The organism is Bradyrhizobium sp. T-12, assembly GCF_058314695.1.
In genome coordinates this window covers 142,456-161,287 of record NZ_JBZFQJ010000002.1, presented here as the reverse complement: position 1 = coordinate 161,287, position 18,832 = coordinate 142,456, and the positions used below count along the sequence as shown (strand labels likewise).

General features: G+C 57.2%; 19 protein-coding genes and 1 pseudogene. 9 read left to right on the top strand and 11 right to left on the bottom strand.

Annotated elements, in window-relative coordinates:
• The first annotated feature begins 343 nt into the window (after positions 1-343).
• From AC0WRY_RS35030 to AC0WRY_RS35020, 3 genes and pseudogenes are all read left to right on the top strand, one after another.
• On the top strand, positions 344-1,042 hold the full coding sequence (locus AC0WRY_RS35030; RefSeq protein ID WP_128929709.1) for a response regulator: 699 nt from the start codon (positions 344-346) through the stop codon (positions 1,040-1,042).
• A gap of 70 nt (positions 1,043-1,112) precedes the next feature.
• Positions 1,113-2,503 (top strand): annotated as a pseudogene (locus AC0WRY_RS35025) (type II and III secretion system protein family protein).
• A gap of 9 nt (positions 2,504-2,512) precedes the next feature.
• The gene (locus tag AC0WRY_RS35020) at positions 2,513-3,145 is read left to right on the top strand and encodes a CpaD family pilus assembly lipoprotein (protein ID WP_128929710.1); all 633 of its coding nucleotides are present in this window, start codon (positions 2,513-2,515) and stop codon (positions 3,143-3,145) included.
• A gap of 166 nt (positions 3,146-3,311) precedes the next feature.
• Here the strand turns inward: AC0WRY_RS35020 and AC0WRY_RS35015 are convergent, their stop codons facing one another.
• From AC0WRY_RS35015 to AC0WRY_RS34965, 11 genes are all read right to left on the bottom strand, one after another.
• Positions 3,312-4,349, bottom strand: coding sequence for an EscU/YscU/HrcU family type III secretion system export apparatus switch protein (locus AC0WRY_RS35015; protein WP_128929711.1), 1,038 nt, complete (start codon positions 4,347-4,349; stop codon positions 3,312-3,314).
• Entirely contained in the window at positions 4,346-5,161 is an 816-nt protein-coding gene (gene sctT, locus AC0WRY_RS35010) for a type III secretion system export apparatus subunit SctT (RefSeq protein WP_128929712.1), read from the bottom strand. The genes AC0WRY_RS35015 and sctT overlap by 4 nt, the downstream gene beginning before the upstream one ends.
• Before the next feature lie 263 nt (positions 5,162-5,424).
• The gene (locus AC0WRY_RS35005) at positions 5,425-5,700 is read right to left on the bottom strand and encodes an EscS/YscS/HrcS family type III secretion system export apparatus protein (protein WP_128929713.1); all 276 of its coding nucleotides are present in this window, start codon (positions 5,698-5,700) and stop codon (positions 5,425-5,427) included.
• A gap of 1 nt (position 5,701) precedes the next feature.
• On the bottom strand, positions 5,702-6,367 hold the full coding sequence (sctR, locus tag AC0WRY_RS35000) for a type III secretion system export apparatus subunit SctR (RefSeq protein WP_128929714.1): 666 nt from the start codon (positions 6,365-6,367) through the stop codon (positions 5,702-5,704).
• On the bottom strand, positions 6,360-7,433 hold the full coding sequence (gene sctQ / locus AC0WRY_RS34995) for a type III secretion system cytoplasmic ring protein SctQ (RefSeq protein ID WP_128929715.1): 1,074 nt from the start codon (positions 7,431-7,433) through the stop codon (positions 6,360-6,362). Before sctQ ends, sctR begins: the two co-directional genes overlap by 8 nt.
• Positions 7,434-7,477: 44 nt before the next feature.
• Positions 7,478-8,014 carry a hypothetical protein gene (locus AC0WRY_RS34990; RefSeq protein ID WP_128955093.1) on the bottom strand — a complete coding sequence of 179 codons (537 nt, stop codon included), beginning with the start codon at positions 8,012-8,014 and terminating at the stop codon, positions 7,478-7,480.
• Positions 7,990-9,345 carry a type III secretion system ATPase SctN gene (gene sctN / locus AC0WRY_RS34985; protein ID WP_128929717.1) on the bottom strand — a complete coding sequence of 452 codons (1,356 nt, stop codon included), beginning with the start codon at positions 9,343-9,345 and terminating at the stop codon, positions 7,990-7,992. Before sctN ends, AC0WRY_RS34990 begins: the two co-directional genes overlap by 25 nt.
• Positions 9,342-9,965, bottom strand: a complete 624-nt coding sequence (gene sctL, locus AC0WRY_RS34980) for a type III secretion system stator protein SctL (protein WP_128929718.1) — start codon at positions 9,963-9,965, stop codon at positions 9,342-9,344. Before sctL ends, sctN begins: the two co-directional genes overlap by 4 nt.
• Positions 9,962-10,594 (bottom strand): nodulation protein NolU, encoded by a 633-nt coding sequence (locus AC0WRY_RS34975; RefSeq protein WP_232995592.1) that lies wholly within the window; start codon positions 10,592-10,594, stop codon positions 9,962-9,964. The genes sctL and AC0WRY_RS34975 overlap by 4 nt, the downstream gene beginning before the upstream one ends.
• A 10-nt stretch (positions 10,595-10,604) precedes the next feature.
• Positions 10,605-11,471: a type III secretion system inner membrane ring lipoprotein SctJ gene (sctJ, locus tag AC0WRY_RS34970; RefSeq protein ID WP_128929719.1), complete on the bottom strand. Its 867-nt coding sequence runs from the start codon at positions 11,469-11,471 to the stop codon at positions 10,605-10,607.
• 10 nt (positions 11,472-11,481) lie between these two features.
• Positions 11,482-11,997, bottom strand: a complete 516-nt coding sequence (locus tag AC0WRY_RS34965; RefSeq protein WP_232995593.1) for a nodulation protein NolB — start codon at positions 11,995-11,997, stop codon at positions 11,482-11,484.
• 207 nt (positions 11,998-12,204) lie between these two features.
• On the opposite strand from AC0WRY_RS34965, the gene AC0WRY_RS34960 reads away from it, so the two are divergent.
• From AC0WRY_RS34960 to AC0WRY_RS34935, 6 genes are all read left to right on the top strand, one after another.
• Positions 12,205-12,876 carry a nodulation protein NolW gene (locus AC0WRY_RS34960; protein WP_128929720.1) on the top strand — a complete coding sequence of 224 codons (672 nt, stop codon included), beginning with the start codon at positions 12,205-12,207 and terminating at the stop codon, positions 12,874-12,876.
• Positions 12,877-13,591: 715 nt separating this feature from the next.
• A complete protein-coding gene (locus tag AC0WRY_RS34955) occupies positions 13,592-15,385 on the top strand; it encodes an HrpF/NolX family T3SS translocon protein (protein WP_128929721.1) in 1,794 nt (597 codons plus the stop codon).
• Between the two features lie 1,209 nt (positions 15,386-16,594).
• The gene (locus AC0WRY_RS34950) at positions 16,595-16,828 is read left to right on the top strand and encodes a hypothetical protein (protein WP_128929722.1); all 234 of its coding nucleotides are present in this window, start codon (positions 16,595-16,597) and stop codon (positions 16,826-16,828) included.
• Positions 16,829-16,934: 106 nt separating this feature from the next.
• Positions 16,935-17,828: a SctD/MshK family protein gene (locus AC0WRY_RS34945; protein ID WP_128955094.1), complete on the top strand. Its 894-nt coding sequence runs from the start codon at positions 16,935-16,937 to the stop codon at positions 17,826-17,828.
• Positions 17,829-17,860: 32 nt separating this feature from the next.
• Positions 17,861-18,397, top strand: a complete 537-nt coding sequence (locus AC0WRY_RS34940; protein ID WP_128929724.1) for a hypothetical protein — start codon at positions 17,861-17,863, stop codon at positions 18,395-18,397.
• A 2-nt stretch (positions 18,398-18,399) separates the two neighbouring features.
• On the top strand, positions 18,400-18,822 hold the full coding sequence (locus tag AC0WRY_RS34935) for a histidine kinase (protein WP_128929725.1): 423 nt from the start codon (positions 18,400-18,402) through the stop codon (positions 18,820-18,822).
• The last annotated feature ends 10 nt before the right edge of the window (positions 18,823-18,832 follow it).

The following is an 18,832-nucleotide window of genomic DNA, read 5'->3' as shown; positions in this document are numbered from 1 at the left end:
CGACGCGGCAAGCCAACGCATAAGAGCGTTGCTGCTTCCGCTTATTCATCGGCTCGCGGCGAGCTAGGCGCTGACTCTCCGCGCCGCTACGTGCATTCCCTTTGCAACCTATTCGCGGCTTGGATGAACACTATCAAGAAAATTGATTTTTCGATCCTACCTGAAGCCTCGTAAGTCGTATCCGTTCTTTACAAGGAGGACGCAGCTACTCGTGCGGTTCGATTTTCTCTTCAGTCAAATGCTCGACAATTGCAGCTGCTCGACCAGGCGGGGGGATCATCGTAGCTCCGTGCCGACAGTGATGCGCTCAGGCCTCGACACAATCGCACTATAGGCGACCACAATGCGAATCCTACTGGTCGATCAGGACGCCGCCTTCGTGCGAGCCGCCAAGAAAACCCTGTTCGTTCGCGGTTTTGCCGTGGACCTCATCTCTACTCTTGACGAAGCGGAGACCGCGCTGAGTTGTGCCAGCTATCACATTCTCTTGCTCGAGTTGGCTCTGCCGGACGGAAATGGATTGGACTGGTTGAAACAGTTGAGACGTGAAGGATATTCAATGCCTGCCATGATGATGAGCAGCCTGAGCGATCTTGAGACCAGGATCGCGATATTCAATGGTGGCGCCGACGATTTTCTTCCTAAGCCGGTGTCTATCGATGAGCTTATTGCTCGAATGCGCGCCATTTTGCGACGATCGACGCAATTGACGGCACCCGTGATCACCTTCGGGAACTTACATTTCGATCCTATTGGCCGGCAAGTCTCAGTTGACGGTCGGCCACTCAGAATTGCGCGCCGCGAAGTCTGCATTCTCGAACATCTGCTCAGCCGAGCAGGCCGCACCGTGCCGCGAGCGTTGCTAGAGGAAAGCCTCTATGCGTTTGACGATGAAGTCTCGACCAATGCCTTAGAAGTCGGGATCTATCGATTGCGCACACATTTGAGCAAGTCCGGCACAACGCTACGAATCAAAACCGCGCGCGGCGTCGGCTACGCGCTTGAACTGAAGAACGATCCGCTGCCTTGCCGCCACACTTGAAAACGACGCTCAGTTGAAGTTCCCCCTTGATGTTCGCAGCTGCCGATGGCCGACGGCGGTCACCTCAGCTATTCGCTCGCGCCTTCTGTATGTCGTTTGCTCGCTTCCTCTCGTGCTGCCGCCCACTACCGCAGCTCAGATAAAGCGCGACCCTAATCAGGCGTCGCCACGGTCAACAACTGACAGCCTTAGCGGGGTCTTGAATCTTTCCTCCTCTCAGGGCCAGACGATTCATCTTCCGGCGCCGGCGGCCAGCATATTCGTTGCCGACCCAACGATAGCCGACTACCAGGCCCCATCGAATACAACCATCTTCGTCTTTGGAAAACAGTCGGGACGGACCAGCCTATTTGCTTTGAACGACAATGGAGAAGCGTTAGCCGAGTTACGTGTTGTCGTTACCCAGCCTATCGAGGATTTGCGTGCTGCACTAAAGGCTGAGCTCGGGGACCATCCGATCCAAGTCACCTATACGCCACGCGGCGCAATTCTGAGAGGGACAGCACCAAGTGTCGACGTCGTTGAGCGCGCCAAGAAGATTACCGAGCAATTTCTGGGCGCGGGCGCGCTGGTCGTCAACAACATCCAAGTGGCCGGCTCATTGCAAGTGACGCTTAGCGTGCGCGTGGCGGAAGTCTCGCGCAGCGCCGTGAAGGAGCTTGGCATCAACCTCTCTGCATCGGGCCAAAACGGAGCGGTCATTTTCGGGTTTAGCAGTGGCAAGCCTGGCGGTTCCGGTGCGAGCCGGGGTGGCGGCACGGCAAGTGTCGGAGTCGGCGTTGGCAGCACGAACATCAGTGCTGTACTTGACGCCCTCGCCAACGAGCATCTCGCGTCGGTATTGGCGGAGCCAACTCTTACCGCGATGTCCGGCGAATCAGCAAGCTTCCTGGCAGGCGGCGAATTTCCAATTCCGGTCATGCAGGACAATCGTCAACTCTCAGTTCAATTCCGTCAATTCGGAATCAGTCTGGAGTTCGTTCCGACCGTTCTCAGCAACAATCAGATCAATATCCACGTCAAGCCTGAAGTCAGTGAGTTATCCAAAGAAGGTGAAGTCAATATCAACGGAATGTCTCTGCCTGGCCTCTCCACGCGACGTGCCAGTACTGTTGTCGAGCTTGCCAGCGGTCAGAGCTTTGCAATCGGCGGGCTCATAAGACGCAATTTCAACACCGACATCAGCACGTTTCCCGGGTTAGGCGATGTCCCGATCCTTGGTGCACTGTTTCGGTCCTCCTCATTTCAGAAGCAGGAGACGGAGCTTGTCATCGTCGTTACCCCTTACATCGTGCGGCCAGCATCATCTGCCGCCAAGATAAGCGCGCCGACTGACCGCCTCCGGCCGCCATCAGACGGGGGGCGCATTTTAACGAATACGTTGGCGCGTCCCCCGCGAAGCCGCGAGGCTCCCGCACCGAACCAGACGCGACCGGCGGAGCCGGCTTTGTTATCGAATGAGGACCGCTAATGACCTTGCGAAACCTGGGCCACTTGATTGCCGTAGCGGCAACCGTAGGCGGATGCACACATAATGCTGCGATCTATTCTGAGCCGACTGATCAAGCGATTCAAGTGGAGCAGAAGACCAGTATCTTGCGACTACAGAGCCTTCGTCGCGCCGAGAGGTATGGTCTGCGTAATTTCATTGCGAACGCCAGCCGCGGTCGGCGGGATGCACTCCATCTGGACGTCAGTGGTTCGCCCCGGCTCATTACGCAGGTGGCTCATGAGGCCCGCGAGATGGGCGTTCCCGCCTATAATATTCGCCGGTCCGCTTCCCCCGTAGATCTGCCCAGCCATTTCGGTGTCCAAATCGAGGCGATCATTTACGAAGCACGTCCTCCGCTCTGTCCATCCCTTTCAATCATCGGCCCTTCAGTAGACGACAATTCTTTCAATCCAACGCTCGGCTGTTCGATCCGCAATAACCTCGCGGTCACGGTCAACGATCCCGGCGACTTGCTCGAGAACAGAGCTATCTTGCCAACCAGTGGTGACCGTGCGGTGCTTCCGCTTACCGCACGGGGAGGTCTCGCCGCAGGCAACAAGAGCCACTTGGAAAGTGACACTCATAATCGCATTGCGTCAGAAGCCCAATGAGCACTCTCAATGGCTGAGCGGCAAGAGCATTGGCGATACTCTGGCGGCCAACTTCCGCAGACGCCACGATCTGCTTCCGCCTTTCCAGACGACGTGACTTACAGATCAAGTAGCGACTGGACGTCTTTGACTAACACGCCCGAATGCATCGCATTGCCGCGCCAAGCTAGACCAGGCCAGCGGCAAAGACTGCCTTTGCAACCCCCTCGAAACAGTCCTTCGGAACGGCCTTGCCCATTATTCCCTTTCGGATCAGCTGACGCGCCAAAGCAGGTTCCTGAATAATGCTCAGATGCAGCGCCCTCGCCTGATCAAACAACTGTGAAGCAAGTTCGTCCTCACCGCGGCATACCAAAACCGGCACTCCGGTCTGTCCACGAACGTAGCGCAGTCCAACTAACATCGCGGGGCCCGTCAGTATCAATGTGGCCCGATTGACTCCGAGCGGCGGCTCACTCGCCGATTCCCGACGAAGCCGGCGGTGTTCGCCCTTTACATGTGGGTTGCCTTCCTGCTCCTTAGACTCGCGCTTCGCTTCACTCTCCGTCATGCGCATGTCACGCAAGAATAGCCAGCGCTGAATTAGCAGGTCGGTCAAGCCGCCGATCAGAAACGCCCCAGCAGCAATTTCAATTAAGAATTTGACCTCTTTGAATACAAAGCTGAAACAACCCAAACCGCAGACAGGCAGGTACACCAGCGCCTTCCAACTTGCGAGTGAGGTGAAAAACAGCGTTACGCCGAGAAGGAACACTTTGATCAACGACTTACCAAGCTCGACAAGCGACTTCTGAGAGACAATCCGTTTGAGCCCTTTGATTGGATCCAATTTCTTAAGGCTTGGTTTCAGCGGCTCCACGGAGAACGTCAGCCCACCAGCAGCCAAGACACTGGCTAGAATGCCTGCAGCCACGGCCGCTCCAATGATTGGGGCAACGCTCGTCAACGAAAGTTCGATCAATCCGACCAGTGCCTGCTGGACCGCACTGTTGAAGGGCTGCCCCTGCAGCTTGTCGACGAGCCGCACCCCCTCACGCCATACGCCCTCGATCGCGCCCGCTCGGAAACATAGACAGCCGAATGCGGCGCAAATGCTAAGCGCGCTCACAAAATCGGCGCTGCGCGGGATCTGTCCCTTCTTACGCGCCTGCCGTAGCTTCTTGGGAGTTGGCGGACGCTTCTTCTCTTCGCTCGAGTCGCTCATTTTAGGAACTTCCCGAGCCACTCCAGCACTCCGTAGGACTGGATAATCTCCGTTCCCATGTATTCCATGAGGAAGACGGTGTAACTCACCATGATGATGCCAAAGGCGGCGTTCTTGATGGTGGGGGAGAGGTCGTTCAGCTTAATTTGCGGCGCAAACCGCCCTAGCAACATGAGGGATATCTCAATCAGGAGCAGCAGAGCCAGCACGGGTCCGGAAAATAGCAGGGCCGTGTGCATGATATGATCGAGAAGCGCTACAACTTCCATTGCCCCTTGCATTGTCAGAGGAGGTAGTAGCCGGTACACGGGCCAGATCAGATAGCTGCCATACAGGCACCGAACCATCGTCTGTAGACCTCCAGACGCAACGAAAATAGTAACCCCAGCAGTTCCGAGAAAGAGACCCGTGGCGGAGGCCTGGCTGCGCGTCGCAGGATCGTCCAACTGGCTTGAAACGCTCCGTTGCGTGTCAATGATGTCGCCAACTGCCTGGATGCTCCATAGCGGTATACTTAGGAACATCCCGAACAGCAGGCCGACGAATATCTCTTTGAGACCGAGGAACGCGACCGCGGCCAGACGGGTGGCCGGATCTAGAGTCTGCAGACCGGCCTTGACATGCGCAAGGCATGGCAGTCCAATCACGATCGTCAAGCTTGTGCGGATCATCCCGCTAATCTGCGGCCGCGTGAATACGGGAAGCACCAACATAATGCCTAAGGCCCGCGCAGCGCTAAGGCCCGCTGCAACGACGAACTCGACAGCACTCTGAATTAGAGCTTGCGCCTCGGTGGGTGACAAAGCATGCATTCGCGGCGCTCGTTGTTCGCCTCAGCTAATCTAACCGGTTCCGCTCGCCGTGCCTTAATGTTTGACGCCAAGGCCGCAAATAGTCGGCGGTGTTCGTTCTAATAGCGCTCAACGAGAGCACCAGCCGCACTGCGAGCCCGCAGGGTAGGCCGTCGATCCCCATACTCTCATGCTCGCTCGACAAACTGGCCAGCCACTTTGGTAATTCACCGGTGATGTCGATGGGCGGTTTTGTCCTCACAAACTCGGCCTTCGGTTCCTCACTAATACCTCGATGTGAGAGAGGGGAACTCCGTGAAGATATGTTTGGCCTGTTCGATAAGCGGCGCACTCAGCACCCGAGAAAACAGAACGAGCACGGCGACGACGACGAGGAGCCTCACGGTTAGGGGCAAGGTTTGATCCTGGAGCTGCGTTGCCGCCTGTATTATGCCAACACCCAAGCCGGCCACGAGAGCTGCTAGGAGCGGTGGCAGAACCCACATCATGAAGAGGACGAGCGATCGGGTCAAATGCGTGAGGATGCTGGTCTCGTCCATATTAACCTCCGGCCGTGGCGTAACTTAACACCAACCCGTGCATGAGCCGCGACCATCCGTCGATCGTGACGAACAGAAAGAGCTTAAAAGGAACAGATATCATTGTGGGCGATACCATTGACATGCCCATGGCCATCAGAATCGTCGTTACAATCAGATCAATCGTGATGAATGGAAGATAGAGAAGGAAGCCGATTTCAAAGGCACGCTTTAATTCCGAGATCAGAAAGGACGGTACAAGAATCGCAAAATCATCCGCTGTAGCGTTTGCCCGCATCTCCTCTGACCAAACATGTTCTGTGGATGACAGGAAGAACGTGCGCTGCTCCTCACTGCTGAACTTTTTCAGGTGAGCGCGCAGCGGCTCGCTTCCCTCCTTAGCGGCTGTCGCCCAGTCATCGAGCGTTTGGTAGTGAAGTTGCGGGGCGGTAACGTGGTTGTAGATCTGCTCCAGCACTGGAGCACCAATGAAGACCGTAAGGATCAATGCAGCGCCATACAGAACGATGTTCGGGGGTATGGATTGGGTTCCGAGCGCGTTGCGCACGAGGAAGAGAACGACGGAAACTTTTATGAATGCCGTCGTCGTGACAACTGCGAACGCCAGCAGACCGAGACCGACCGTCGCTGCAAGAAGTGCAGGAATGCCTGGCTGAATGTCAGTCATTGACCGCCAACCCACCACGTAGCCTGATGGCCAGTTCCTCCCCGACACGCACGATGTCGCCGTGGCCGATCAATCGACCATTGGCAACAATGTCAACCGGACGGTCAACGGGACGGCCAAGTTCAAAGACATGCCCTTCGTTGACGCTCCTCAACGTACCCAGCGGGATAGGCCAACGGCCGCATTCGAACACGAGCGTAATCTCAATGCTGTCGATGTCGGTTTCCGAGGGCAGGGTCGATGGCTGGGTTTGGGGTCGTGTTGTCATATATGCACTCTTGAGAGGGTGGGGTTGCAGGCGGAAGGGTCCCCGCAAGATTAGTCTGTCGCCAGCAATCTCCGCCGGCGCCCACAATTTGTCCGCAGTCAGGATGACCTGACCGCTCGCAAAGGGAATGACGTCCGGCAACAGCGCATCGCCAGTTTGTGCTTGGCGAAGAAGCCCGACGGACACGCGCAGCGAGCTAATCTCGCTGGCAACCATGATGGGCAACTCCGGGGAAAGCTTGCGCATTTCTCGGGGCAATTGGCCAAGCATCTCGCCTAACTTACAGAAGGCAGCCGGAACCGGACCCTCAAGAGACGAGAATAGGAACAGCCGCGCCTTGCCCACGAGCGCCCCGTAGACGATGTCGAGTTCCAGATAAGGACCTTCCATCGTTGCTTCGTCGATGCGGATAATTTGCAAATCCTGCGCTAGCAGATGCTCTACTCGAGTGAACCATGGTTCAAGCGCAAGTTCGAGGACGAAAGAGCGGGCTGGGTCCGAAGGTAACGTAAGGCCATGCTGCACTGTCGAAATCAATGCCTCCGCCAACTGGCGCGGCACCGACAAGACGGCCATTTCGGCTCCGACGCGAAATACACAATCAAGCATCGGCGCGGTCGATTGCTGCGCCTGCCACACAAGCCGGTTAATACATATCGAGACCGGCGTATCGCCAAGGCGGCTCTTCAGAACCGTTCGCCGGGGGGCCATCAAATTGAGGCACGAGACCGCGCTATGCGACAATCTTAGCCGCGGCACGAATCGTGCCGGTTCACCGACCGCATTTTCCGCGCTCATGTTCACGGGGTCGGCAGTTCGCGCCGACATAAGAGAAGCAGCCATTAAATCAAAACGCCAATTGCCTGGCTTCGCGAGCCACTCTGATACCGGAGCAAGACCTCATCGTCCGTTTCGATTTGAGCTGCACACTCCGAGCAAGCGTTGGTCGAGCGCTGCACATCGCACTCAATCTGCTGCCATTTCTGGCTCGCCGCCGAACGCTTGGCCCACACGACCCGCGCCTCAACAACCGCCGCCTGGGCCTGCTGTTGAGCGATGCGCGCTTGCTCAAGCACCTGGCGTGCAGTTGCGATCTCAGCTGTGAGGCGTCCAATGACGAGATGAAGCCTACGGTCGAGTTCGGTGACGCACATCCTGTTAGACGATGCGAGTTCTAAATAAAGTTCAGCTTCGAGGCTTGCGCGGCGTTTCTCGGCGCTGGCGGCATTCTTGGAAGCTTTCTCCATCGCTTTAACCGCAATTTGGCGTTCGGCTTGCGTATTGGATAATTGACGAAGCGCACTTCGCTCCCTCATGTCCTTCACCAGCCGCAATTTCGACGCTTGGCTGGGATTCAGTCGGTAAGACGCGACATCCACGTGATGGCCTCCTCAAAGCTGGACGGTTCATCCTGCCCCTGGCGCAAGAAATTCCGCAAGTCCTCGATCGACGCGATTGCTCGGTCGGTCAGCGGATCGCCCCCTGGCTTGTACTCACCGACCTTGATCAAAAATTCGGCCTCATCATAGCGCGAAAGAAGATCTCGAAAGAAAGAGGCGGCCTTTCGATGTGACACAGAGACGACCGCATCCATCACGCGACTTCGGCTCGACAACACGTCGATGGCCGGAAAATGCTCTCGCGATGCGAGCGCGCGTGAGAGAATGATATGACCATCGAGAATACCGCGCGACTCTTCGGCGATTGGATCGCCTGTCCCGTCACCTTCGACAAGTACGGTATAGAAGGCCGTGATCGAGCCCTGCTCGCCCATACCGGCACGTTCCAACAGAGCCGGCAGCAGCGCAAAGACGGAGGGAGGAAAGCCTCGCCGCGTCGGAGGTTCTCCCGCGGCTAGGCCGATTTCACGCATCGCGCGGCTGAAGCGCGTCAACGAATCCATCATGAGAACGACCCGCTGTCCCTGATCACGAAAGTACTCGGCGAGTGCCGTCGCCGTATGAGCACATTGCGCGCGCTCCATTGCCGACCGGTCGGAGGTCTCAACGACAGCGATCGTCCGATCGATGGCATTGCCAATATGGCGCTCGATGAATTCACGCACCTCACGTCCGCGCTCTCCTATAAGCGCAACGACGGTGACCTCAGCGTCCGCGCCTTTAACAATCTGCGACATCAGCGTCGACTTGCCGCAACCAGCGTCTCCATAGATTCCGATCCGTTGGCCTTCGCCACACGTCAGAAGTCCGTCGAGCACGCGGACGCCGAGCGGAAAAGGCTGCTCGATCCCCCGCCGCCTCATTGGGTTGGGTGCCCTGCCGCGTAGGGGACGAGTGTGGGTCGTCTTTATTGGCCCCTTCCCGTCGAGCGGACGGCCGAAGCTATCGATGACGCGGCCCAGCAAATCGGCACCGACCGCAACTTCCTGCATTCGCCCGGTCGGAACCACTTCCGCACGGCTAGACATGCCTACCATGTCGCCGATTGGCGTGAGCAATACTCCATCCGGCAGCAGACCGACCACCTCCGCATCAAGTGACCATCCCGTACTGTGATCCTGCAATAGGCACAGCTCCCCAACGTGGGCCCCGGGCAGCACGGCATGGACCAAGGTGCCGACGGCTCGGGTGACTCGTCCGCGCACAGCACGCGTATCGACATGCTTTGCCGTAGATTTCAGAGATGATAATGCTGCGTGCACCGCGCCTTCAGCAGCCGCATTGCCATAGCTTGGCCTTTGGGAAGTCATTGTTCGTCCTCCTGAACAGGCGGAGCAAGGGCGAGGCGCAGTGTGCGGAGCTGCGCGGCAAGTCCTAGATCGACATTACCAAACTCACTCCACAAAACGCATTGGTCCGGCGTTAGAGCCGGGTCCGGATCAATTCTGACCTTCGGACGCCCATGCGTTCCATGGAATGACGCGAACTCGCATGTCATGGCATCGACGTTCACAGGAGACACATGAAGGCGCAATTCCGCACCGCCATATCTTTGCTCGATAGCGTGACGAACCGACCTCACTAACATCTCGCCCGGATCGAACGAGCCCACCAAGTCGTTCAGGACCTCAATGACAAGTTGTGGCAGCTCCTGTTCCAGCACGGCTTTTCGCCGCGCCAGCTCAGAAGCAGCTCGAGCAACCAGCCGCGCCATTTCGTCCGAGCCTGTCTTCAGGCCTTCGGAGTGCCCGCGCGCCTGCTCGCGATGATAAGCGTTCCTTGCCCAGTTGCGAACCTGCTGTAGATACCGCTGAGCTAGCGCGCGCGTCTGTACCACATCGCACCAGATCCCAAGTTCCGAGGCTGGTATGACTGGACCCACCGGACGTATCTGCGGGCGTTCTGGCAATGCTGGCTCACCCGCGGTCATGCCGGCCGTGTCTCTGCGGCCAAATGGGTCATCACCAAAGACATCAATTGGCCCGCGGCTTTGTGATGTTCGGCGGCTGGACTCTCCGCGGCAGTCCCGACAGGCAAGCAGAGAAGCACGCGCGTACGGTCGAGTTCTGAGGCTCGCTTGAGGAAAGCGCCAAGGCAGGCATATCCGTCATGTGCAATCCGCTGCGAAAGTTGCTCCGGATCGACAATCAATTGGGTTTCGACGGCGCTGGATACATGTCGGATAGCGAAAGCATGTGCTTCCGCACCAATATTTCCGATCAGTGGAGCAAGATCATGCTTTGACACCAGCTTCAGTACCGAACGGGCATGCCAAATGCCGCCAGCGAGCAATGCCGCACGATGCGGATCATGCCCAAGCAAAGCGCCCCTTCCCCAGCTACTTCCCTTCAAGACCAGTTCACTGCCTAGGAGCAGTTCGACTAGTCTTTCCTGTAGTCTGGGAGTTTTCTGCAGTTGCAGCACTGTAGACGCCGCCAGCGACGCATCAAGACGTTCAGCAAAACGGCTTGGATGGATTATCGCAGCAAGCTCCCGCGGCCGACCGGAATGTTGGTTGAGCAAATGATTTGGTTCGTTGGATGTCATCGTTGCGGACATTGCATTCGGCCTATCTCGCATCGGAGTTCCGCTTTTTGCCAGCGGCTAGGACGGCGGGCATACTCGCCGCTGTGTCAATATTCGGCACTTTCCGCCAGAATTGACCTAGCTGGCGCACACGTGTGCTCAGCAGCACGTAAGATAGAATGCCGACCGCGGCGCCGACACCCCCGACCACGATCGCAAGAAAGGTGGCTGACGTGAACTTGGTCGGGTGGATCGAAGCAGCTGCTGGTGCAGAGAACATCTCATGCTGCGCTCGCTCAACCGGCACGAAAACGACGGCCACCTTGTCGTATGATAGTCCTTCAATGCCATTGGCGACGAGCATCTTGATTTGGGGCAACAAGGCTGAGAGGTTCGCATTGGAACCATGTCGAATGAAGACCGACGCCGAGGACGGGGTCGCATCCTGTCGCAAAAGGTCGTTCTTCGGCAAGACAACATGAACCCGGGCGGAGAGAACCCCATCGATATCATTGATTGTGCGCGACAATTCTTCGCTTAGGGCATAAACGTAACGAGCGCGCTCCTCAACTGGGGACGCAACCAGGCCGGATCCCTTGAACACCTCCCCAAGATTCTTAAACACCTGGCGCGGCAAGCCCTGGCCATTCAGCAGTTCTATCGAAACGGCCAATTGCTTTTCTTCGACCTGAATCGTGCTGCTACCGTCCTTAGCGACAACACGGACTGCATCGACACCCTTACTAAGGAGAAGGGCAAGCATCTCGTTGGCTTCACGCTCCTGAACTTTCGTATAGAGATCGGCCTTGCAGCCGGCTAGCAACAGCACAAGCGGCAATAGGAGAACGGCATGCACCTGCCTTCCAGAAGTCGCGCCGCGACCGATCTTTCTTTGCGCGAAAAGAACCATCAACCGCCGCTCAGCCCGCTGATAGCAGCTTATTCAGAGATGAACCGACGGCGCCAGCACTCTTGGAGATGAGCGAAACCTGAATGACGCCGTTGTAAACATCCCGCAGATTCTGCAACGTCGACTCGAAATTGTCGGCACCTTCTGGTTTTCCGATAACATGGACATCGACTCCGTCCAAGCGCGAGATAGGCCGCGCGGCGGGCCCAAGCTGGACGCTCTTCGAAGGGCCCGGCTCGCCGATCGAAGGGAGTCCGGTCGAAGGATATGGTTTGCCTAAGTGCGCTCCAAAAAGATTCTGCAGAATGCGATCGCCCAGTGGACCTGTCTGCGCGACTGCACGCTGAACCTCCGGTACAGGTGGCGCCAACGCGCTGTCGGCCACCAAAGAGGCGGCGCCTTGTTTCGATGCCGCCTTTGCAAGATGCTCATGAAAGTTGCCCGGCGCCGATGAACACCCCTCGGTGAGACACTCGCCGAGGTTGGCAGAGATCGGCATCGCGCCAAACATCACGGAAGGAATCATTGCTCTCGCGTCTATTAGCTGTCGTTGCCGGGAACGGCTCGGCACCCTAGCGAGCCGAGCTGACCAAAACCTGACGTGGATCAAGAGCTACGTCATCCAAAAATCACGATTGGCTTCCAATTTGCGACGAAGTTCGTCTTCCAACTTTGGAAGAGTACCAGCGCATGACCGCCTGGAATACTCAACCACACCACGAGGCTGCACACGTTGAAGAACATTCTAATTGTTGGTGTTTTCATCTCCTTGAGCGCGGTTAGGGCGCTCGGCGCCACTCTAGAGCTGCCATCCACGCCTTATACTTACACAGTTCTGGATCAGGATCTCGCGGCCGCACTGCAGGAGTTCGGCAACAATTTGAATATTCGAATCAATGTCAGCACCCATGTAAAGGGGCGGATTCGCGGGCGCATGCCGGATCTCGCGCCGCGAGATTTCCTCGAACGCGTGACCACTCTTTATAATCTTCAGTGGTACTATGACGGGCTGGTGCTGTACGTATCCGACGCGCACGAGGCGGAAAGTCGCCTGCTTGTCTTAAACCCGGTCACTTTCGATGCATTCAAGGCGGCACTCGATGCACTCAAAATTTCCGATGAACGCTACGTCGTGAGAGCCGCACCGGAAGATGGACTGGTCTTCGCTTCTGGTCCGCCTCGCTTCATCGCGCTCGTCGACCAAATGCTCAACGGCCTAGTGGCGGAGGCCCAGGCGCGACGAACTCTTACGACAACCGCAAAGCCGGCGCCCGCGTCGGTCTTGATGTTGTTTCGGGGCTCCTCAAGTACGGTTATTCGTGATGGACGACCGGAGGGACCTGTTTTGCCCGAGGCGACGCATCAAGATAACGTGGCTCACGCGCCCGGCCCAAGCCAGAGATGAATTGGACAGCAAAAGTCGCTTACAACGGCGCTCAATGCGGTCGCGGCTTTCTTTGTGAGCATGTTGAAAGCTGATGCTGTCGGCATGAGAGCCCGAGACCTAGACGGTGATGCCTTCAACTGGAAAGGTGGGCAGCATCATTCTTGCGCTGGCTACGGCTTTAGCTCCACTCAACGATCGACGATCTCAACCGTTTGAGTACATTTGCCGGCAAACGGTGACTGATCCCATAATGCTTCATGGCGCTGACGGAGCAGACGCTAACCCTCTCGTAACGGGCCGTAAGCGCGCCCACTCGCCATCGCCAGACGACGCGGCAGTATCATTTAATTTTGTTGCACGAACCCGCGCCGATCTTCCGCGGATTGCAGGCCCGAGTTCCCATTTTTGCCATCTGCCGCGTGAGGACGCGACGGAGTGGCAGACACTTTTGGGGGGATGCGGGTATTGCGCAACACCGCATTCATGTCCGTTCGCGCATTCCGCTGAGCGCCGTCAGCTTCTCGAAAGCTAACTCCCGCTACTATAAAAGGGGGTGAATATCTAGCAGGCAATGAGCCTGTTGATCGGGACCTGAGCACTGGACGCTCACTCAGCCGCCGGGAGCAGCCGCCAGGAGTTGTTGGATCTGCCCATCAACACTTGGTGTTCGTCGCGAACTCGGGCTGCACGGTGTGACAGGACGGTGGCGCAATCTCACAGCACAGGATGTATAATGTCAGTCAACAACCTATCCCTCGCCGCCAACTCGAACGTGGCTTTGTCCGGGCTTGCCCCCGGGCTCACTCCGGCGCAAGAGCTGTCAAGTTTCGAGGCGGTGCTTGCGAGCTACGCCTTAAATGACACGACCGGCGATCATTCCGCACCACAGGATTCGGCCTCGGAGTCGACTAAGAACCTGACGGAGGAGCTCATACAGCTGACGGGGAATATCGTGCCACCCGACGTTAGGGCTGCATTGGACGCAGAAGCGTATAGCCAGCCCCCGCAGTCAACCTCTGCTGCGGCCTCCACTGCGATTGCAGCGGCGCCAGTACCCAGCTCACGGATTACATGGAACAGTGGCACTCTGACTGACACCGAGTTGCAGATTGTGTCGGTGCTGAACCGTCATAAAGATAAATGCCCCCTAGATTGGAAGTCGCTCGTAGATTTGGCGACGGACCCCTCCACACCGCCGGATCTGAAGACGGCGATCGAAGCATTGCAGCAGGATCCGGAGCTCTTCTATGCGATAGGCTCACAAGGCGATGGCCGCTGCGGGGGGACAATCAAGGCAGGAGATCTCTCCGGCTTCTCCGATCATCACTCACAAGTGGCTGCATTCCAGGAGCAGCAGGCGCGGCGCTACGAGCATAACTACGTTCCGTCGGACGGCACCGGAAACGGCCAGCCCTGCGTTATGACCCAGACCGACGCACTGCGTGAGCTCTATCGCTATTCTGATAATTTGCCCAAGAACCTGAGCCTCGCGGATTTCAGGCAGATCGTTGATGGCGAGGCTAAAACGGGTAAATGCCCACCTCAGGTTCTCGCAGCCGCGAGATACTTCCTCAATCATCCAGAGGAATGGAAACAGTTGTATGGCGGCTCGGTAGATAAGGTCCACAAAGAGGACTTCTTGCAGATGGCTTCGTCATCGATGAACCTCACGCATGCCGAGTTGGATACGCTAGGTACGATCAATAAGAACCAAGCGGCTTTTTTCGGGAAGGGTGACCTGACCCGGGAGACGCTCACTAGTATGGTCGATGACAAGAGTCTCGCCCCGGACGTGCGAAAGGCGGCCTCCCAGCTGTTGTCGGATCCTCTCTTGTTCGGATTGCTGAACAACTCGATCACAGGCTACAAGACCCACCACAAGTTCTTCGACTTCGGCGGCGGCCATACGGTCGATTCCGGCAACATCAGCAGTAACGATTTCACCCATTTCTTCAGCAACATGTCCGGCGCGAACCGCACCGCTCACCAATTGAAGCAGCACGCTGTTCAGCCGGCTGCCGACCAGGCGGCCGTCAAGGACATGATGACGGGCGTGGCGGACCAGCCGGACGTCAAGTCACCCAAGAAAAACGGAGGTGCCTTCATGCACGCCTTTGATGAAGTGCTCAAGGTGGGCTCCAACGTGCTTGACTGGGCTGCGACGGCAGTTGGTGTACTCGGCTTCATTCCAGGTTTGGGGGAATTGACCGATCTCGCGTCAATGATACTCGAGAGCGAGGCGCAAGCAGCAAATCTTCTGCACACAGCCATCACAGGCGGCAACATAAAGCAGGCGCTGGAAGAAGCGGGACTCAATCTTGCGGCACAGGCGGTGGGTTGTATCGGCGGCCCGGAGGTCAAACTAGCCATGCGCGAAGGCTTGACGAAGCAGGCAATTCAAGAAGCCGCGACGGCCGGCGTCAACCTTCCGGTCTCGATGGCACAATCTTACGCGGAGGACTATTTGAACTCCCTAAAGGAGCGGATTGAGTCCGCGGACATGCAAGCTGCAGGCGTTTACAGCTAGTCAGAGTGACTTGGGGCTCTCGGCTCACAACTGCGTGGCTAGACGAGCTTGCGCAGCCCTCGTGCGGTTGGGTCTCCACTCCAAACCGGTAGGGGCTCGCAAGCTTTGCCAGCATGTTCGAGCTCCTTACCCACATCCGACGACTTTGCTTCGCCGGTTTTCACCATGGCCCGCTTTATGTTTGGCTGGACTCGACCGGTGCTTCGAGAGCAGCCCCAAATGCGGCACGTCGTCGCAACAGTTCGATAGGCGGCCGTCCGGTTCCAACAGCCGACGCTGAACTTGTCGACTTTCTTAACACCGGGACAGAACGAGATGATGTCGACGAGAAGGCACACGCCGCACTGAGATGCGCAATAGGGCAGAACGAATGAGACCAAGGGCGACCGCTCGAGGCTTGCCCTTTGCCCGCTCAGCGGGAAAGTGCTCGATGACGCTGAGGGCTTAGCAGACTTGGCGGATTTGCCTTGACGCTCTAATCGCTTCAGCACGCTTAACATTCCAGGTCGTGTTTGATCCGATCTAGGCACATCGCCGCCTGCGCTTGGCAGGGAGAAATGTCTTAATGCCTTACCTGATGGAGATGCCGCCGGCGACGGCGAGCGGGACGTTATAGCATCTCGGCCTCAAAGCCTGATGATCAACGAGACCGCCCGATCAACCGGCTTCATAACATGATCGTCTTTCTTGGTGCCAACTGTCTGATCTCCACACGTGGCCGATGCACCAATCACGTCGAATTCGTTAATCCGCCAAAACCGGTTGAATTTCTGAGATCCGTCAGCTTGTCGAAAGCTAATGCTCGCACAGTGAGGAAAGCCACGACGGCATGACCACCTTGACATAGGAGACGCCTTTAATGCGCATTCCGAGTTCAAGCGCCACTGCGCGCGTTGCTCCTGACTTCCATGCTGCTCGTGGTGACAAGAACGGCTCCCGCACACCCGACGACAATGACAATCATGGTCAATCGCCTGGTACAAGCAGCGCTGGAAATGGCACGTCAACTCCGGACAGTAGCTCGCAAGAGGCCGCGTTGCGCCAAGCATTCAACGCCGCTCTCGGAGCCGCGGCTGTCCAAATGGCAAGTAATGCAATGGCTCGTTTCCATGAGGCCATTAGCGAGGAGGATTCCTGACGCCGGATGTTGCGGCGTCGGGAAATAGGAGCCGCCAGGAGCGGCGACACCCGAACACACAGGAGAACAATATGCCTTCTAAAATTGGTGCGACTACTGCCTCGGTCGCAGGGGGGGCCGCTGGCACCGCTACGGCCGCAGTTGGTGCTGCAGCTGCTGAAGTCACCGGAGACGCCGCTTGGCACGCCCAAATCGCCGCTCTGACTGCTGAAACCACCAAAGCGACTGAGAGGGATGTGCAACTTCGCATCGTTTCAACAGAGCTCACGACGATCAAGAAGGTCGCCGACGAGCGGGTGCAGTAACGGAGGAGGTGGGACGACGTCGTCGTTCCACCTTTCTTCGCCTGCGTAAGCTGCAAAGCTCGCAACGAGCCGTACGGCTCTCTCGCTGTTCAGGAGACCGTCGACCGTGAATGAACCACACTCCCTGCATTTCGAGGTGCTGTCGGGGCTTTACTCCGGGCTGACCGGCAAATTGGGCTTTGGATCGAGCCTGATTGGTAGCGACCTGGATGCTGACTTGGTTTTCATCGAACAAGGGCTCGAACGTCATCACTTTCGTATCACCCCCCATCACAATTCGATTGAAATCGAGCCTCTTGCGCCGCAAGTAAGGATAGAGGGACAACGGGCACTTCTCCCGAACGAGCGCGTTGCTGTTTCTCTTCCCGCCGTCATCCATGCGGGCGAGATGTCCATCCGTTGTTCCATAGAGGATTCCAAACAAGCTGGCTCCATCAGCCGCTGGCTCGGATCGACCGCGGTACTCGCCTCTGTCCTGATCAGTTCCGTCGCGGTCGGCGCCGTCTCAACGAGTTTCGTCGAGACGGACAGCGCTGTTGACGTGAACGCCGACTTGCACCGTAACGTCGACGTTGCACCTAAGCTGGCGCCCAACGCTCCTGATGCTCCGACCGCCGAAGCAGCTGCCACACGGCTGCAAGAGGAAGTTGATCGAGCGGGCCTTTTTGATATCAAAGTCCGATCTGAGCCGGGTGTTGTCGCTGCTGACGGTACCGTAACGCGCGCTTCTCTCCCAAAGTGGCGGGAAGTTCAAGAATGGTTCGATCGCGATCGAAAGGACGCATATGTTCTCGTCAATGCAGTCGCCATCAGGGAGGAGAAGACGCCGTCCTCGATTTCCGTCGAAGCCGTTTGGCGAGGAAGTGAGCCATATCTGGTCATCGCTGGTCAAAAGTATTTCGTGGGCGCGCTGTTGAATAACGGATGGACCGTCAATGGGATTGAGGAACGACGTCTGCTGCTGAGCAGGAACGGCCGGCTTGTTGCCCTCCCCTATTAGAGTTTCAGCCCGCGAATAAGGAGGAAAGACTCATGACTAGGCTGTCTGAGCATTCGCTTGAGCCCGGCGCCTCTTTTGAGGAGCTCAAGGTCGACGACAACCCACCTGCTATTACGCCGGCGACTGCTAGAGCCACGGAATCCGCAATCGAGAGAACTCATGCAAATGGTGGCAAGAGCTTCGCGATTTTCCAGGATGATCCCCCGCAAGATCTGCCTGTTGTCTCCGCGATCGTAACCGCACTGGACCTTACCTCTATTGATCCCGTTTCGCGCGTCAATGTCAACGAGGCGCGCGGCGAGATTGGTGAGATCAAGCCAGGCTCAGAACTTGCTTGGCTTAATGGTCCCAGTCTCGCGGACAACCTGCTCTCCTTTGTCACGCCGCGCCTATTTCATTCGCATGTTTTGCGCCCAGAGAAGCAGGGCATTCTTCTCGAGCGTTTGGCCGATACGCTCTCGGCCGCGCCAGAGAGTTCGGTGTCTCGTGAAGACCTCGCGATTGTGCAGTTGGAGCTGCGACGGTTAATTCTGCTCCGGCAGAATGACAACGGTTTAATCAAAGGCTAGCAATGGCCGCGCCTGACGGAGAGCAACACCTCACACCTGCTCCGCCGCCACACTTATCACGTGCCGGTGAGGTTTTGCACATCACAAGAAGGGAGCGTGATTTGCTCTGCGCGCTTTCGTATGTCCATCTTGCCTGCGGTCAGAGCGCACAGAGCCTGGCTCTGTTGCAAATCGTAGCTCACGAACATTCTTACGACGTCGAGCTGCTCCGCATTCTGGTCTACGCTCTGATCTCGGAGGGCCACGGTGACGACGCATTGGCGGCACTGGACAGGTTAGACAAGCTTGACGACGACCCGTCTTCGCGCCTGCCTTTGATGGTCTTGCGCAGTCATGCGCTTCGTCAGGCCGGCCGCATGGCCGAGGCACGCGCACTCTTCAAGAGCTATGTTTCATTGCGGAGCGCTGCTCCAATCAAACAATAACAGGCTTCTC

Bases quoted from the DNA above. Each gene is read 5' to 3' on its own strand.
- sctR (WP_128929714.1), bottom strand. From the start codon at position 6,367: ATGACTGACATTCAGCCAGGCATTCCTGCACTTCTTGCAGCGACGGTC.
- AC0WRY_RS34950 (WP_128929722.1), top strand. From the start codon at position 16,595: ATGCCTTCTAAAATTGGTGCGACTACTGCCTCGGTCGCAGGGGGGGCC.
- AC0WRY_RS34965 (WP_232995593.1), bottom strand. From the start codon at position 11,997: ATGATTCCTTCCGTGATGTTTGGCGCGATGCCGATCTCTGCCAACCTC.
- AC0WRY_RS35020 (WP_128929710.1), top strand. From the start codon at position 2,513: ATGACCTTGCGAAACCTGGGCCACTTGATTGCCGTAGCGGCAACCGTA.
- AC0WRY_RS35005 (WP_128929713.1), bottom strand. From the start codon at position 5,700: ATGGACGAGACCAGCATCCTCACGCATTTGACCCGATCGCTCGTCCTC.
- AC0WRY_RS35030 (WP_128929709.1), top strand. From the start codon at position 344: ATGCGAATCCTACTGGTCGATCAGGACGCCGCCTTCGTGCGAGCCGCC.
- sctN (WP_128929717.1), bottom strand. From the start codon at position 9,345: ATGACTTCCCAAAGGCCAAGCTATGGCAATGCGGCTGCTGAAGGCGCG.
- AC0WRY_RS34955 (WP_128929721.1), top strand. From the start codon at position 13,592: ATGTCAGTCAACAACCTATCCCTCGCCGCCAACTCGAACGTGGCTTTG.
- sctL (WP_128929718.1), bottom strand. From the start codon at position 9,965: ATGACCGCGGGTGAGCCAGCATTGCCAGAACGCCCGCAGATACGTCCG.
- sctT (WP_128929712.1), bottom strand. From the start codon at position 5,161: ATGCATGCTTTGTCACCCACCGAGGCGCAAGCTCTAATTCAGAGTGCT.
- sctJ (WP_128929719.1), bottom strand. From the start codon at position 11,471: ATGGTTCTTTTCGCGCAAAGAAAGATCGGTCGCGGCGCGACTTCTGGA.
- AC0WRY_RS34935 (WP_128929725.1), top strand. From the start codon at position 18,400: ATGGCCGCGCCTGACGGAGAGCAACACCTCACACCTGCTCCGCCGCCA.
- AC0WRY_RS35015 (WP_128929711.1), bottom strand. From the start codon at position 4,349: ATGAGCGACTCGAGCGAAGAGAAGAAGCGTCCGCCAACTCCCAAGAAG.
- AC0WRY_RS34940 (WP_128929724.1), top strand. From the start codon at position 17,861: ATGACTAGGCTGTCTGAGCATTCGCTTGAGCCCGGCGCCTCTTTTGAG.
- sctQ (WP_128929715.1), bottom strand. From the start codon at position 7,433: ATGAGCGCGGAAAATGCGGTCGGTGAACCGGCACGATTCGTGCCGCGG.
- AC0WRY_RS34975 (WP_232995592.1), bottom strand. From the start codon at position 10,594: ATGTCCGCAACGATGACATCCAACGAACCAAATCATTTGCTCAACCAA.